The sequence below is a fragment of the Halomonas sp. MCCC 1A13316 genome, from assembly GCF_014931605.1.
Lineage (GTDB): Bacteria > Pseudomonadota > Gammaproteobacteria > Pseudomonadales > Halomonadaceae > Halomonas.
The window spans coordinates 2,349,984-2,363,927 of record NZ_CP053382.1; the positions used below are offsets into that span (position 1 = coordinate 2,349,984).

At 62.6% G+C, this 13,944-nt stretch carries 14 protein-coding genes; 2 read left to right on the plus strand and 12 right to left on the minus strand.

Annotation, left to right across the window (positions count from 1 at the left end; translation table 11 throughout):
• Positions 1 to 12: 12 nt before the first annotated feature.
• The 8 genes from pheT to HNO52_RS10920 all read right to left on the minus strand — a co-directional run bounded on the left by pheT (position 13) and on the right by HNO52_RS10920 (position 8,569).
• A complete protein-coding gene (gene pheT / locus HNO52_RS10885; RefSeq protein ID WP_197565352.1) occupies positions 13 to 2,394 on the minus strand; it encodes a phenylalanine--tRNA ligase subunit beta in 2,382 nt (793 codons plus the stop codon).
• 61 nt (positions 2,395 to 2,455) lie between these two features.
• Positions 2,456 to 3,475: a phenylalanine--tRNA ligase subunit alpha gene (pheS, locus tag HNO52_RS10890; RefSeq protein WP_197565353.1), complete on the minus strand. Its 1,020-nt coding sequence runs from the start codon at positions 3,473 to 3,475 to the stop codon at positions 2,456 to 2,458.
• A gap of 225 nt (positions 3,476 to 3,700) precedes the next feature.
• Positions 3,701 to 4,054 carry a 50S ribosomal protein L20 gene (gene rplT / locus HNO52_RS10895; protein ID WP_104203667.1) on the minus strand — a complete coding sequence of 118 codons (354 nt, stop codon included), beginning with the start codon at positions 4,052 to 4,054 and terminating at the stop codon, positions 3,701 to 3,703.
• A gap of 37 nt (positions 4,055 to 4,091) precedes the next feature.
• Positions 4,092 to 4,286, minus strand: a complete 195-nt coding sequence (rpmI, locus tag HNO52_RS10900; protein ID WP_089725334.1) for a 50S ribosomal protein L35 — start codon at positions 4,284 to 4,286, stop codon at positions 4,092 to 4,094.
• Between the two features lie 84 nt (positions 4,287 to 4,370).
• On the minus strand, positions 4,371 to 4,940 hold the full coding sequence (gene infC, locus HNO52_RS10905) for a translation initiation factor IF-3 (RefSeq protein WP_442907174.1): 570 nt from the start codon (positions 4,938 to 4,940) through the stop codon (positions 4,371 to 4,373).
• A gap of 31 nt (positions 4,941 to 4,971) precedes the next feature.
• Positions 4,972 to 6,870 carry a threonine--tRNA ligase gene (gene thrS / locus HNO52_RS10910; protein WP_197565354.1) on the minus strand — a complete coding sequence of 633 codons (1,899 nt, stop codon included), beginning with the start codon at positions 6,868 to 6,870 and terminating at the stop codon, positions 4,972 to 4,974.
• A 287-nt stretch (positions 6,871 to 7,157) separates the two neighbouring features.
• Positions 7,158 to 7,853, minus strand: coding sequence for an OmpA family protein (locus HNO52_RS10915; RefSeq protein WP_197565355.1), 696 nt, complete (start codon positions 7,851 to 7,853; stop codon positions 7,158 to 7,160).
• A gap of 248 nt (positions 7,854 to 8,101) precedes the next feature.
• Positions 8,102 to 8,569, minus strand: a complete 468-nt coding sequence (locus tag HNO52_RS10920; protein ID WP_197565356.1) for a DUF2489 domain-containing protein — start codon at positions 8,567 to 8,569, stop codon at positions 8,102 to 8,104.
• Between the two features lie 191 nt (positions 8,570 to 8,760).
• Here HNO52_RS10920 and HNO52_RS10925 point away from each other — a divergent pair, with 191 nt between their 5' ends.
• The gene (locus HNO52_RS10925) at positions 8,761 to 10,218 is read left to right on the plus strand and encodes an SLC13 family permease (protein ID WP_197565357.1); all 1,458 of its coding nucleotides are present in this window, start codon (positions 8,761 to 8,763) and stop codon (positions 10,216 to 10,218) included.
• Positions 10,219 to 10,306: 88 nt separating this feature from the next.
• Here the strand turns inward: HNO52_RS10925 and cyoE are convergent, their stop codons facing one another.
• The 4 genes from cyoE to HNO52_RS10945 all read right to left on the minus strand — a co-directional run bounded on the left by cyoE (position 10,307) and on the right by HNO52_RS10945 (position 13,711).
• Positions 10,307 to 11,206, minus strand: a complete 900-nt coding sequence (cyoE, locus tag HNO52_RS10930) for a heme o synthase (RefSeq protein ID WP_197569188.1) — start codon at positions 11,204 to 11,206, stop codon at positions 10,307 to 10,309.
• Positions 11,207 to 11,246: 40 nt separating this feature from the next.
• Positions 11,247 to 12,311, minus strand: coding sequence for a COX15/CtaA family protein (locus HNO52_RS10935; protein WP_197565358.1), 1,065 nt, complete (start codon positions 12,309 to 12,311; stop codon positions 11,247 to 11,249).
• Between the two features lie 106 nt (positions 12,312 to 12,417).
• The gene (locus tag HNO52_RS10940; RefSeq protein ID WP_232090209.1) at positions 12,418 to 12,948 is read right to left on the minus strand and encodes a redox-active disulfide-containing membrane protein; all 531 of its coding nucleotides are present in this window, start codon (positions 12,946 to 12,948) and stop codon (positions 12,418 to 12,420) included.
• Between the two features lie 37 nt (positions 12,949 to 12,985).
• Positions 12,986 to 13,711 (minus strand): SURF1 family protein, encoded by a 726-nt coding sequence (locus tag HNO52_RS10945; protein WP_232090211.1) that lies wholly within the window; start codon positions 13,709 to 13,711, stop codon positions 12,986 to 12,988.
• A gap of 22 nt (positions 13,712 to 13,733) precedes the next feature.
• Between HNO52_RS10945 and HNO52_RS10950 the strand changes: the two genes are divergently transcribed.
• Complete coding sequence (locus tag HNO52_RS10950) at positions 13,734 to 13,931, plus strand: DUF2909 family protein (RefSeq protein ID WP_167110320.1); 198 nt, start codon at positions 13,734 to 13,736, stop codon at positions 13,929 to 13,931.
• Positions 13,932 to 13,944: the final 13 nt, after the last annotated feature.

Sequence of the window (13,944 nt, forward strand, 5' to 3'; positions counted from 1 at the left end):
TCCCAGGCGCGCTCACCCACGCAGCTCGGCTCCCAGATGCTGATGCGATTCGGCGACGATGGCATCGACCAACTGATTGATTTCCTCGTCATTCAGCGTGCGCGAAGGATGCTGCCAGGTCAAGCCCAAGGCAACACTCTTGCTGCCCTCGGGCACCCCCTTGCCCTGATAGACGTCGAAGAGCCTTAGCTCCTGCAACCACTCACCCGCCTGGTTGCGGACGCAATCCAGCAGCGCCTGAACGGGACGCTCTTCTTCGAGCAGGAAGGCCAGGTCCCGGCGCACTTCCGGATAACGCGACAACGGCTCGAAGCTGGGCAAGCTGCCATGGGTCAGCGCATCCTGGCGCACCTCGAACAGGAACACCTCGGCCTTGAGCCCCAACTCGGCCTTGACTCCGGGATGCAATGCTCCGATCCAGCCTACCGGCTCACCGCGGAAGATGATTCGCGCACTCTGCCCCGGATGCAGAGCAGGATGCTCACCGGGCTCGAAGCGCCAGGCGCCCTCCTCGCCGCCGAGCGCCATCAGACTCTCCAGATCGCCCTTGAGATCGAAGAAATCGACCTTCTCGCGACCACCGGACCAACCTTCGGGGAAGCGCTCTCCGCAGGCCAATGCACCGACCATGGGCGTCTGCTCCAACTCATCCAGGTCGCCGCGGAAGATCAGGCCCGTTTCGAACAGGCGCACGCGGGTCTGCTGGCGGTTGAGGTTGTATTCGAGCGCCCGCACCAGCCCCGGGAACAGGCTCGCCCGCATGACCGCAAGGTCGCTGGAGATGGGATTGGCCAGCCGCGGCGATACCGCATCCGGCAGCAGCGTCTGCTGCAGCTCGGGGGCAACGAAACTGTAAGTGACGGCTTCCTGGTAGCCCCGCGCCACCATCTGGCGACGCAATCGCGCCAGGGGCGTGCGTGCCTCATGATCGGGGCGAAGTGCCAGGCGCGCCGCCGGGCGACGCACCGGCAAGCGGTTGTAGCCGTGGATTCGCGCCACCTCCTCGATCAAATCTTCCTCGATGTCGATGTCGAAACGCCAGCTCGGCACCTGCGCCTGCCAACCGGCCTCGGCGGCACGAACCTGCATGCCCAGCCGCTCGAGAATCTCCTGCACCTCCTCACCGGGCAGTGCCTTGCACAGCGCCTGCTCCAAACGCGCCGCACGCAGGGTGACCTCGCGCTCGCCCGGCAGGTGCGCTTCGCTAGCCGCTTCCACCAGTGGCCCCGGCTCGCCACCGGTGATCTGCAGCAGCAGCGCCGTGGCACGCTCCACCGCGTCACGGGTGAGCTGCGGGTCGACACCGCGCTCGAAGCGATGGGAGGCATCGGTATGCAAGCCGTAGGAGCGCGCCTGCCCGGCCACCGCCAGCGGCGAGAAGAAGGCCGACTCGAGGAAGATATCGCGGGTCGCGGGACTCACGCCGGAAGACTCGCCCCCCATCACCCCCGCAATCGCCAGCGGACCGCGCTCGTCGGCGATCACCAGGGTGGAAGCATCCAGGCTGATCTCCTGGCCGTCGAGCAGGGTCAGTTGCTCGCCCTCCCGCGCCAGCCGTACTACCACCGCGCCATGCAGGTTCTCACGATCGAAGGCATGCAGCGGCTGGCCCAACTCGAGCATCACGTAGTTGGTGACGTCGACCACCGGGTCGATCGAGCGAACACCGCTGCGCCGCAAGCGCTCGACCATCCACAGCGGCGTTGCTGCGGTGACGTCGACCCCCTTGATCAGCCGGCCGATATAGCGCGGGCAGCGCTCCGCGTCTTCGACCCGCACCGGGAAGGTCTCGTCATGGCTGGCCGCAACCGGCTCGATGACGGGCGGCCTCAACGGTAACCGATTGAGAACGCCGACTTCCCGCGCCAGTCCCTTGAGGCTCAGGCAATCACCGCGGTTGGGCGTCAGGTCCACCTCGACGGTATGGTCGTCGAGCCCCATCCAGGCACGAAAATCCTCGCCGGCCGGAGCGTCGGCCGGCAGCACCAGGATGCCGCCCGAAGTCTCTTCGGCCAGCCCCAGTTCGGAAGCAGAGCAGATCATTCCGCAAGATTCCACACCGCGCAGCTTGGCCCGCTTGATCTTGAAGTCGCCGGGCAGCACGGCACCTACTCGAGCGAAAGGCACCTTCTGCCCAACTGCCACGTTGGCAGCGCCACACACCACCTGCACCGTCTCGCCGCTGCCATCGACCACCTGGCACACGTTCAGCTTGTCGGCGTCAGGATGCTGCTGCTTGTCGACGACCTCGGCTACCACAACGCCGCTGAAGGCCGCGGCAACGGGCTCGACGGCATCCACTTCGAGGCCGGCCATGGTGATCTGGTCGGCCAGCCCCTGTACGCCCAGCTGCGGGGATACCCACTCACGCAGCCACTGTTCGGAAAATTTCATGGTCAATCCTGTGTTCGGCCGAAGTTCATGTCACGCCATCCGGGCTCGTGCGAAGCTCGAATCAGGCGAACTGGCGCAGGAAGCGCAGGTCGTTGTCGAAGAACATGCGCAAATCGTTGACGCCATAGCGCAGCATGGCCAGGCGCTCGGCGCCCATGCCGAAGGCGAAGCCCTTGTAGCGCTCCGAGTCGATGCCGGAGTGACGAAAGACTTCCGGGTGCACCATGCCGCAGCCCATCACTTCCAGCCAGCCGCTGTGGGAGCAGACGCGGCAGCCGTCGCCCGAACACATCACGCACTGGATATCGACCTCGGCGGAGGGCTCGGTGAACGGGAAGTAGGAGGGTCGGAAACGTACCGAGAGATCGTCACGCTCGAAAAAGGCGTGAAGGAAATCCTCGATGGTGCCCTTGAGATCGGCGAAGCTCACGTCCTCGTCCACCAGCAGCCCCTCGACCTGGTGGAACATCGGCGTATGCGTCAGGTCGGAGTCGCTGCGATAGACCCGTCCCGGGCAGACGATGCGAATCGGCGGTGCCTGTTCCTTCATCGTGCGCACCTGCACCGGCGAGGTGTGAGTACGCAGCAGGCGCGTGGCGTCGAAGTAGAAGGTATCGGCCATGCCCCGTGCCGGGTGGTGCGCCGGAATGTTGAGGGCCTCGAAATTGTGGTAGTCGTCCTCGACCTCCGGCCCCACGGCAACGTCGTAACCGATACGGCCGAACAGCCCCTCGATACGCTCAAGGGTCAGGGTGACCGGATGCAGGCCGCCGCTGGTCTGGCCGCGCCCAGGCAGGGTAACGTCGATGCGTTCCGCCGCCAGTTGTGCCTCGAGCGCCGCCTTCGCCAGCGACTTGCGGCGGGCATCGAGCTCTTCGGCCAGCGCCTGCTTGGCCTGGTTGATGCGCTCTCCGGCTGCCGGCCGCTCGTCCGCCGGCAGTTTGCCCAGTCCCTTCAATTGGGCGGTAATCTCGCCTTTCTTGCCGAGGTACTGCACCCGCAGCTCATCGAGCGTCGCGATGCTCGCGGCGGCCTGTATGGCCTGACGGGCCTCGGTGACCAATGTCGGTAGATGGTCCATCCGCTGAGCTCCGAAATCGTTGATTCTTCTGTTAACGCGTCAGTGGCACGTGGCAGGCAATCGCCAAGGGCGATTACAGTCGTCGCGCCAGCGACGGCCCGTAGGGTGGCCGCCATGGACGGTGGCCCCAAAAAAACAGGGGAAGAGCGGCTGCTCTTCCCCTGCGACGGTCTGGCAACGTGACGGACCGGTCTCGGCCGGCCCGTCGCCATCGGCCGTTGTCACTTACTGGGCAGCCTTGGCCTTCTCGACGATGGCGGCAAAGGCAGCCTTCTCGTGAACGGCCAGGTCAGCCAGCACCTTGCGGTCGATCTCGATACCGGCCTTCTTCAGACCACCGACGAAGCGGCTGTAGGACAGGCCATGCTGACGGGCACCGGCGTTGATACGCTGGATCCACAGAGCGCGGAACTGACGCTTGCGCTGGCGACGGTCACGGTAGGCGTACTGACCGGCCTTGATGACGGCTTGCTTGGCTACGCGAAAGACGCGCGAACGGGCACCGTAGTAACCCTTGGCCAACTTGAGAACTTTCTTGTGACGACGACGAGCGACGACACCACGCTTGACACGAGTCATGGCTTTCTCCTGACGTTAAAGTGGGGCAACCAGAGGCTTAAAGATTCGGCAGCATGCGCTGAATCAGTGCCTTGTCGGCGTCGTGGATCTGCTTCATACCGCGCAGTTGACGCTTCCGCTTGGTCGACTTCTTGGTCAGGATGTGGCTACGGAACGACTGCTTGTGCTTGAAGCCGTTGGCCGTCTTCTTGAAGCGCTTGGCAGCGCCGCTGTTGCTCTTGATTTTCGGCATGAGAATAACTCCGCTCGAGATTTTTCAGAAAACCCGGGGCCGGTGGACGGCTTGCGCCGACCACCCGTTTGGCTGGCCTTCGGATCACTTCTTCTTGGGGGCAATGATCATGATCATCTGGCGCCCTTCCATCTTGGGGAAGGCCTCCACGGTTCCGATGTCCTCGAGATCCGCGGCAATCCGCTCCATCAGCTTGCGGCCAATGTCCTGGTGCGCCATTTCACGGCCGCGAAAACGCAGCGTGACCTTGCCCTTGTCGCCACCTTCGAGGAAGCGGATCAGGTTCTTCAGCTTGACCTGATAGTCGCCCTCGTCGGTGCCAGGCCGGAATTTGACTTCCTTGACCTGAATCTGCTTCGTCTTCTTCTTCTGAGCTGACTTCTGCTTCTTCTGCTCGAAGACGAACTTGCCGTAATCCATGATCTTGCAGACGATCGGATCGGCATTGGAAATCTGGACGAGGTCTAGACCGGCCGCTTCGGCACGCTCGAGCGCTTCGCTGGTGGGCACTACGCCCAGCTGCTCGCCGTCGCTGTCGATCAGGCGAACCTGATCCTCGGTTATCCGCTCGTTCATAGGGGGGCGCTTGTCCTGTGGACGTGCGCGCTGGCTGCTTCGCTTGATCGTTCCGTCTCCGTTCCGGTAATTGACGATGTCGTTACCAACCTGTCTTTACCAACCTATGCTACCACCCTTCGACCCGGATCCGCTCAATGAAGGCATCAACGGTCATGGTACCAAGGTCTTCGCCGGTGCGCGTGCGCACGGCAACCGAGTCGGCTTCGACTTCCTTATCTCCTACCACCAGAAGATAGGGAACCTTCTGCAACGTATGTTCGCGGATTTTAAAGCCGATCTTCTCATTCCTCAAGTCCGCCTTGACGCGAAGGCCAATTTTCTGCAGGCGATGCTCAAGATCGTGAGCATAATCGCGCTGAGAATCGGTGATGATCATCACCACTGCCTGTTCCGGTGCCAGCCACAGCGGCATGGCTCCGGCATAGTGCTCGATCAGAATGCCGATGAAACGCTCCATCGACCCCACGATGGCGCGATGCAGCATGACGGGAGGCTTGCGGTCCCCCTCCTCGGTCACGTACTGAGCACCAAGACGGGTCGGCATCATGAAGTCGACCTGCATGGTGCCGACCTGCCACTCGCGCCCAAGGCAGTCCTTCATGTGATATTCGATCTTGGGGCCATAGAAAGCACCTTCACCGGGCAGCTCTTCCCACTCCACCTCGCAGGCGGACAGGGCTCCGCGCAGCGCCGCTTCGGCACGATCCCAGTCGTCATCGCTGCCCAGACGCTTCTCGGGACGCAAGGCAATCTTGACCGCGATGTCCTCGAACCCGAAATCACGATAGACCTTGAGCGCCTGGCGATGGAAAGCCGTCACCTCCGGCTCGACCTGGGCTTCGGTGCAGAACACGTGGCCGTCGTCCTGAGTGAAGGCGCGCACGCGCATGATGCCATGCAAGGCGCCGGATGGCTCGTTGCGGTGACAACCGCCGAATTCGCCGTAGCGTACCGGCAGCTCTCGATAGCTGCGCAGCCCGGAATTAAAGACCTGGACATGTCCCGGACAGTTCATCGGCTTGAGCGCATACTCACGCTTCTCCGATTCGGTGAAGAACATGTTCTCGGCGTAGTTGTCCCAGTGACCCGACTTCTTCCACAGCGAAACGTCCATGATCTGCGGGCAGCGGATCTCCTGATAGCCCCCTTCGCGGTAGACGTTGCGCATGTACTGCTCGACGACCTGCCACAGCGTCCATCCCTTGGGGTGCCAGAACACCATGCCCGGGGCCTCTTCCTGCATGTGGAAGTAATCGAGCTTGCGCGCCAGCTTGCGGTGGTCGCGCTTCTCGGCTTCCTCGAGGCGCTGCAGGTAGGCCTTGAGCTGCTTCTTGTCGCCCCAGGCAGTGCCGTAGATACGAGTCAGCATCGGCTTGCTGGCATCGCCACGCCAGTATGCGCCGGCCAGCTTTGTCAGCTTGAACGCCTTCAGGTGCCGCGTATTGGGCACGTGGGGCCCACGGCACATGTCAGTATATTCTTTATGGTAATACAGGCGAATGGTCTCGCCTCCAGGAATGTCGCGAATGATTTCCTGTTTGTAGGGCTCACCGCGCTCCTCGAAGGTCAGCAGCGCCTTGTCGCGATCGACATACTCGCGTATCACGTCGTATTCGCTATCGATCAGCTCCTTCATGCGCGTCTCGATGGCAGCCAGATCATCCGGCGTCACCGAACGGCCAAAGTCGATGTCATAGTAGAAGCCGTCATCTATCACCGGGCCGATGGCCATCTTGGCCTCGGGATAGAGTTGCTTGACGGCGTGCCCGATCAGGTGGGCACAGGAGTGGCGAATGATCTCCAGCCCTTCTGGGTCGCGGGCCGTGATGATCGCCACTTCAGCGTCATGATCGATGACGTCGGCGGCGTCCACCAGCGCACCGTCGATCTTGCCGGCCACGCAGGCCTTGGCCAGACCGGGACCGATGGACTCGGCAAGCTGCATTACGCTGATGGGTTCGTCGAAAGTTCTCTGGCTGCCGTCCGGCAGGGTCACGATGGGCATCAAAACATCCTTTGCGCAGTGGTGATCCATACCAGAGATCACGTGTCGCGGTTAATAGCAGATTTGGAAATGGTCAACAGCCCGCGAGGCGTGCAGCCCACCCACTACCCTGGGCGATACGAGTGCCGAGTCAAACGGCCCCGCTGCACGTCTCGGCGGTCGACAAGACTAACAGAATCAAGCCCGCCTGTGCCATGGCGAGGCCGACAGAGATCGCGCAACGCAACAGGGGCACCCGAAGGTGCCCCTGTTGAAGACGTTAGCGGACGGTTGTCCGAAACGCTTCCTCAATCCCAGTTGTTGATCTCGACGCGACGGTTCTGAGCACGACCCGCATCGGTCTCATTGGTCGCGATCGGCTGCTCTTCGCCGTAACCACGTGTGGTCATGCGATTCGTGTCGATTCCGCGAGAGACCAGGAAATCGCGAACGGAGTCGGCACGACGCTGAGACAGATCCATGTTGTACTGGTTGGAACCGATAGAATCGGTATGCCCTTCGATGCTAACCCGCATACGAGGGTTCTCGCGCAGGGTTGCAGCCACCTGGTCCAGAATCGGATAGGCGCTTTCGCGAATTTCAGCCGAATCGAAGGCGAAGGTTACTTCGCTGTCCAGCACTACCGGCTCGAACTCAGGGGCCGGGGCGGGTGCAGGCTCAGGCTCGGGCATCGGCTCGGGCTCGGCTACGGGCTCCGGCGAACGGTCGGCACACAGCAGGGCACCGATCGCTGAGCCAGCGACTGCGCCTGTAGCGGCACCGCTGTCCTCGTCGGATTCACCGCTGGTAGCGTAGCCGATGCTACCGCCAACCAGACCACCTGCGATACCGCAAACCAGGGGCTGTTGATACCAGGCGTTACCAGTCGAAGCCGATGCCATACCACCCGCTCTATCGCCGCCTTTCTGGAAATCTGTGGCACAGCCGGAGAGGCCGAGCACCAGCGCAGAACCCAACAGCAAGCCAGTCGTTGATTTTTTCATTGCAAGACTCCTTCTTGATTTCATCTCGGGGCCATGTAAAGCGAACCACCCCGAAGGTCAGGACATTCATTGACCCAACGGCTTCAAGTGTAGGCCTTTCCCGCCCTTGCTCAAAGCGCCGTCACACTCCATTCGTTGACCATTGTGCCGAATATTGCCAGAAAAAACCCGGAAAATGACCATTGATTAGCTTGGCGGAGTACGCAAGGCGACGCCAACATACCTCGCCGTAAAGTATTTGTATAGCTTCAATGCAGGCTATCCGGCCAACCGCGGCGAAACGCGAGGAGTTCTTCCGCCGCCGCCAGCACCGGCCGACGCCACTCTGCCTCTACCTCGAGACGTTCACGATCCTCACGCATTCGCTCGCGTGGCGTCAGTTGCTTGCGTGCGGAATGAGTATGCAGATGCTGGGTGCGTGAGTAAACCTCGCCGAAGGCTTGGAAGCCGGGCCTCTCGATCAAGCTGGGGTCGAGAATATCGAGCAGCAGCTTGCAGCGCCAGGCGCCTTCGGTGACATCCAACTGCTCCTGTAGCAGCGAGGAAGCGACGATTTCGAGATTGGCCAGACAGTTCTCGTGAGCGCGGCGAAGCTCCTCCGCACGAAAGGCCTCTCGGCGCTTCACCTCCTGCCACAGGGTAAAGGCGTAAGCCGCCAAGCCAGCCACGATGGCCAGGCTCACGGCGAGCAGGATCAATGCCGTTGTCGTCGTCATCGAATCTCCAGGCTGGTGTGATCCAGCGAATTGTAACGCAAGCCAGGTCCCGATACAGGTCCGTACGTTTCAGCAGGCAAGGTCCCGCATATACGCAACGACACAATGCTACAGATGAAGCCTTTGTACAGCTACAGTAGAATCCAACACCCTGAAAAACATCGAAGACTCTCTAGCGCCCTGGAGACAACATGCAGTCGAGAAGTGACGACCTGGAGCAGAACCCAGGCCCCAGCCTCGCCGGAAGCATCGGCCTTTGGCTTGGCCCACTCTGGGTCGCAATGACACTGACACTGCCTGCCCCGGCCGGCATGAGCGAATCGGCCTGGGTCTGCGTCGGCATGGCCTTGCTGATGGCGACCTGGTGGTCAACCGAAGCCATTCCGATTCCCGTCACCTCGCTGCTACCCCTCGTGCTGGTACCAGCACTCGGCATCGATAGCCTGGGCAACACCGCCTCGAGTTACGCCAATCCGATCATCTATCTCTTCCTCGGCGGCTTCATGCTGGGTATTGCCATGCAGTACTGGAACCTGCATCGGCGTATTGCGCTGCACGTGCTGCGCTTCGTTGGGCATCAGCCCAAGCGGCAGATCGCAGGTTTCATGATCGCCACGGGCTTTCTCAGCATGTGGGTATCGAATACCGCTACCGCCATCATGATGCTGCCCATCGGCATGTCGGTGATCAATCTACTCGGCGATACCGATCCCGACGAGCTCAAGCGCTACGCCACTGCCCTGCTCCTGGCCATCGCCTACTCGGCCAGTATCGGCGGCGTGGCTACGTTGATCGGCACACCGCCGAACGCCCTGCTGGCCGGCTACCTGGCCGAGGACCGCGGCATCGACATCGGCTTCGCCCAGTGGATGCTGGTAGGCCTGCCGATCAGCATCGCGATGATGGCCTGCGCCTGGTGGTGGCTGACTCGGCGCGGCTTCGCCCTCGAATCGGGCCATGAAGGCACCCGCCTGGTGGGTGACGAACTCGCCCGACTCGGCCGCCTCACCCGCCCCGAAGCTCGGGTCGGCACCGTCTTCGTGCTGGCGGCCATCGCCTGGGTCGTGCGGCCGCTGCTCAACGACATGGGGCTGGACTGGCTCTCGGACACCGGCATCGCCATTATCGCGGGCATGGCGCTTTTCCTGATTCCCAGCGGCCAGGGCAACGGCGAGCGTCTGATGGTATGGGAGGTAGCGCAGAAACTTCCCTGGGGCATACTGCTGCTGTTCGGTGGCGGCCTCGCCCTGGCCGGCGCCATCAGCGGCTCCGGCCTGGCCGACTGGATCGCCCAGCAGCTCGGCGTCTTCGGCACCTTCCCAGTGCTCGCGCTGGTCGGCGTAGTGGTACTGGTGATCATCTTCCTCACCGAGATCACCTCCAACACCGCAACCGCCGCTGCCTTCCTGCCGCTGCTCGGCGCTCTGGCGGTGTCCCAGGACATCTCGCCCCTGCTGATCACCGTACCGGCGGCAATTGCCGCGAGTTGCGCCTTCATGATGCCGGTGGCAACGCCGCCTAACGCCATCGTATTCGGCACGGGGCACATGAAGATCCAATCGATGATTCGCGCTGGCTTTGCCCTCAACCTGATCAGCACCGTACTGGTCACTCTGGTGGCCTACTTTCTCATTACCCAGCTGTGGTGACGCAGCAGCGGTTATGACGCAACGGCAAGCGCCCGGCATATTCATGCCGGGCGCTTACCTGTGCGGTAAACAATATTGCCCTACAGCGCTACATCGCCCAAAGCCCGGCATAGTGATCCAGCAGCAGCACGCCGAAAACCCCTAGGATATAGCGAATGGAGAACCAGAAGGCAGCCAGCGGGGCCTTGGGATCCGCGCCGCGCCAAACCTTCCAGTTCCAGTACATGAAGCGCAGGTTCAGCGCCATAACACCGAGCAGATAAACGGCGCCGCTCATGCCGATGACGAAAGGCATCAGCGTCACCGCAACGGTCAACCAGCCATACAGCCATACCTGCAACCGCGTGAATGCCTCGCCATGTGTCACCGGCAGCATCGGCACGCCGGCCCGCGCATACTCGTCACGCTTGTGGATCGCCAGCGCCCAGAAGTGCGGCGGCGTCCAGGCGAACACGATCAGCACCAGCAATAGCGGCTCCGGCCCTAACTGTCCGGTCACCGCCGTCCAGCCGAGCATGGGGGGAGCCGCCCCAGCCACGCCACCGATAACGATGTTCTGTGGCGTAGCGCGCTTGAGGAAAGCCGTATAAATGAGGGCGTAACCGATCAACGAAGCCAGCGTCAGCCAAGCCGTCAGCGCGTTGACCTGCCACAGCAACAGGGCGATGCCGGCAATGGAGAGCAGCGACGCCCAGCCCAGCGCCAGCACGGTGGGCATGCGCTGGCTTGCCAGTGGGCGCTGCGAGGTACGCAGCATCATCGCATCGAGCCGGCGGTCGACCACGTGATTGAAAGCAGCTGCTCCGCCGGCGGCCATGCCGATACCGGCCAGGCCGAAGACTACCGTGGCCGGCGACGGCAAGCTCGGTGTCGCCAGTGCCATGCCCACCAGGGCGCACACCAGCATCACCACTACCACCCTGGGCTTGCATAACGTGAGCAGGTCCTGCCAGGTCCAGCCGGCCGACTCGCGCAGGCCCAGCTGCATCAACAGCGCGCCCTTGATTCCCTCACGCTTGGTCAGTGCGTTAGACATGCACCCACTCCTTCTCCCTTCGTGTCGAATCCTCGACTTCCGTGACCGGCTCTCGCCAGTGCCACACGGCCAGAGCCAGCAGCAGCACGAGCGAGAGAGCCCCGGCCGTGTGCAGAAGCGCCAGCCACAAGGGAAGCCACATCAGTACGTTGGCGATCCCCAATCCCAACTGCACACCATAGGCGATGACCAGCCCACCGAGCCAGGGGCGCATGCGTACTTCCCCCCAGTGACGCAACGCCAGCATAAGCAGCGCCAACCCCAGCAAAAGCGCACCGATACGATGCCCATGGTGAATGGCGGTACGTGCATCGGCGTGCAATTGGCCATGTAGATAGTTGGGACCCACCGTCTGTGTCAGGTGGAACCCCTCGCTCCAATCCATCGCCGGCCACCACTGTCCGTTACAGGTGGGAAAGCCCTGGCAGGCGATACCGGCATAGTTGCTCGAGACCCAGCCCCCCAGCGCCAATTGCATCACCAGCAACGCCACGGCCGCCATCCAAAGCGGAGTCAGCCGACGCTTCGCCGCGGCAGCGGCTTGGAAGCCCTTGGCAAAACGGCGCAACCCCAGATGCAGCCACAGGAACAGCACCAGTACCGAGAGCCCTCCCAGCAGATGCAGAGTCACGACCTGCGGCCACAGCTTGAGCGTCACCGTGAAGGCGCCGAAGGCGCCCTGCAGCACTATCACGCCCAGCAGGGCCACACTGGTCTTCCAAGGATAGCCGGGGCTGTGGCGCAGCCGGACACCGAGTAGCAACAAGCCGATCACCAGCAGCCCGAGCGTCGACGCCAGATAGCGATGAATCATCTCGACCCAGGCCTTGAAGGCCTCCAGCGGCGCATCGGGTGAGTGCAGCGAGGCACGCTCAACATCCGGAACCACCAGTTCACCGTAGCAACCGGGCCAGTCGGGACAGCCAAGACCGGCATCGACCAGCCGCGTCCAGGCGCCGATCAAGACCACCACGCTGGTGAAGACGACGCCCACCAGACTAAGACTCAACAACAGACGAAGCCGACGCACATGCGCCTGATCGTGAAGAGTTGGCATCGACACATCCTGCATGAATGGCGTCCTTGATCCTGTCATGTCTCGAGCCGACGATGTCACATCGTTCGGCGAACCGCGAGGCGGCCGGTACGAGACGGCTTCAACGCTAGCCGCCTTCGAACTCCTCGGCCGCGCGCGGATCGGGATTACGTTTCAGCAGACGAGTCAGGTCGTCCTTTACGTCGCGCTCCGCAACGCCATCATCGTAGCGCAACACCACCCGCCCCTGCGGGTCAAGCAGCCATACAGCGCCTGCCGCCTGCCACTCGGGCTTCTCCTTCCACTGGCTGAACGCCTCGCCGGGCAGGGCTTCGGCGTTGCCACCGATACGCAAGCGTGTGACGCGAGGGGCCTCACGACCCAGCGCCCGATGCATGCGCCACCAGCGGTCGGCCTGGGCCTCACAATTACGTGTACAGTCGAAAGCCAGCACCCAGTCGCCGCCGTCGAAAGACGTCTGGCGATCAACTAACGGCCACTCTGGCAAAGATGGCACGGGGGGAGCCAGCTCACCATGCGCGGTATGCTGATCGGGAATGCCGATGCGCCAGTGCAGCATTATCCATGCCGTCAACATCGGCAATGCGAAGACGGCGATCAAGGCCAACAGCTTAAAGCGCTGATGGCGAACGTTCATGACTTCCTGCACGGCATTTCCCCGTAATACTCACGCTTCATTCGTCACCTTCGGGAGGAGAGCCGCCCAGCGCATGACGCCTGTCTCCGGCCAGCCGCCGCCCTCCAACGATCATTACAGCCAAGGCCGCCAGTGCCAACCCCCACCATTGGACGGCATAGCCGACATGACGACTGGGTGGCACCACGTTGGGTGTCCACCAAGGCTCCAACCGTCCAGGCCCCTGCTCAAGATGCAGCCAGCCATCATGCGCGAAGCCGCTCGGTAGATCCCAGGCGGAGAGCTCGATGCGCTGCAGGCGTCGCCCTTCCCGGTTGGGTCCGAAGAGCGGCGGAGCATCGCCGTCAGCTTGCCAGCGTCCCCGCAACCTGACCTCGCCCTGTGGCGTCGCCGCCTCGGGTGTGGCCCGGCTCGGCCCGGTCGGCAGGAAACCGCGCTGCACCAACCATAGGCGTCCATCATCGCCGCGCAGCGGGGTCAGTACGGCCACCCCCAACTGCCCCTCGTGGGTGCGGTTGTCGAGGTATAGCGTCTCCTGCGCCAGGTATTCACCCTGCAGAATCAGATGAGTCCCGGGCGGCGGGACCTCCTCCGGGGCTTCCAGCGTTGGCGCCGCATCCAGGCGGGCGAGATAACTGCGCTTGTCGTCGGCCCGCTCCCACTGCCATAGTCCAAGCCATAATCCCAACACCACCAGCAGCGACCAGAGCAGGTACCATATGCTCGATCGCCAGCCGGGCAGGCGCTTGCCACGTCTCGGCACCTGACCTCCAACGGAGTACCCCATGTTTCTCAAGACCTTGATAGCCGTCGTGTTCCTGGCCATGTTGACCAGCCTCGCAGCTGGCGTCGGGTTTCTATTACGCGACGATAGCCAATCACGCCGGCTGCTGGTGTCGCTGAAGATCCGCGTCACGCTCGCCGCGCTGCTTCTCGCCCTGCTGTTCTACGGTTTCTTCTTCGGCAGCCTGGGCGAAGCATGACCCCAGGCTGCCA

What these genes read in the sequence shown, in the direction of transcription:
- rplT (WP_104203667.1), bottom strand. Translation starts at nt 4,054, where the DNA reads ATGACTCGTGTCAAGCGTGGTGTCGTCGCTCGTCGTCGTCACAAGAAA.
- HNO52_RS10935 (WP_197565358.1), bottom strand. Translation starts at nt 12,311, where the DNA reads ATGCCAACTCTTCACGATCAGGCGCATGTGCGTCGGCTTCGTCTGTTG.
- HNO52_RS10950 (WP_167110320.1), top strand. Translation starts at nt 13,734, where the DNA reads ATGTTTCTCAAGACCTTGATAGCCGTCGTGTTCCTGGCCATGTTGACC.
- thrS (WP_197565354.1), bottom strand. Translation starts at nt 6,870, where the DNA reads ATGCCCATCGTGACCCTGCCGGACGGCAGCCAGAGAACTTTCGACGAA.
- HNO52_RS10940 (WP_232090209.1), bottom strand. Translation starts at nt 12,948, where the DNA reads ATGAACGTTCGCCATCAGCGCTTTAAGCTGTTGGCCTTGATCGCCGTC.
- cyoE (WP_197569188.1), bottom strand. Translation starts at nt 11,206, where the DNA reads ATGCAGCTGGGCCTGCGCGAGTCGGCCGGCTGGACCTGGCAGGACCTG.
- HNO52_RS10925 (WP_197565357.1), top strand. Translation starts at nt 8,761, where the DNA reads ATGCAGTCGAGAAGTGACGACCTGGAGCAGAACCCAGGCCCCAGCCTC.
- rpmI (WP_089725334.1), bottom strand. Translation starts at nt 4,286, where the DNA reads ATGCCGAAAATCAAGAGCAACAGCGGCGCTGCCAAGCGCTTCAAGAAG.
- HNO52_RS10915 (WP_197565355.1), bottom strand. Translation starts at nt 7,853, where the DNA reads ATGAAAAAATCAACGACTGGCTTGCTGTTGGGTTCTGCGCTGGTGCTC.
- pheT (WP_197565352.1), bottom strand. Translation starts at nt 2,394, where the DNA reads ATGAAATTTTCCGAACAGTGGCTGCGTGAGTGGGTATCCCCGCAGCTG.
- HNO52_RS10920 (WP_197565356.1), bottom strand. Translation starts at nt 8,569, where the DNA reads ATGACGACGACAACGGCATTGATCCTGCTCGCCGTGAGCCTGGCCATC.
- pheS (WP_197565353.1), bottom strand. Translation starts at nt 3,475, where the DNA reads ATGGACCATCTACCGACATTGGTCACCGAGGCCCGTCAGGCCATACAG.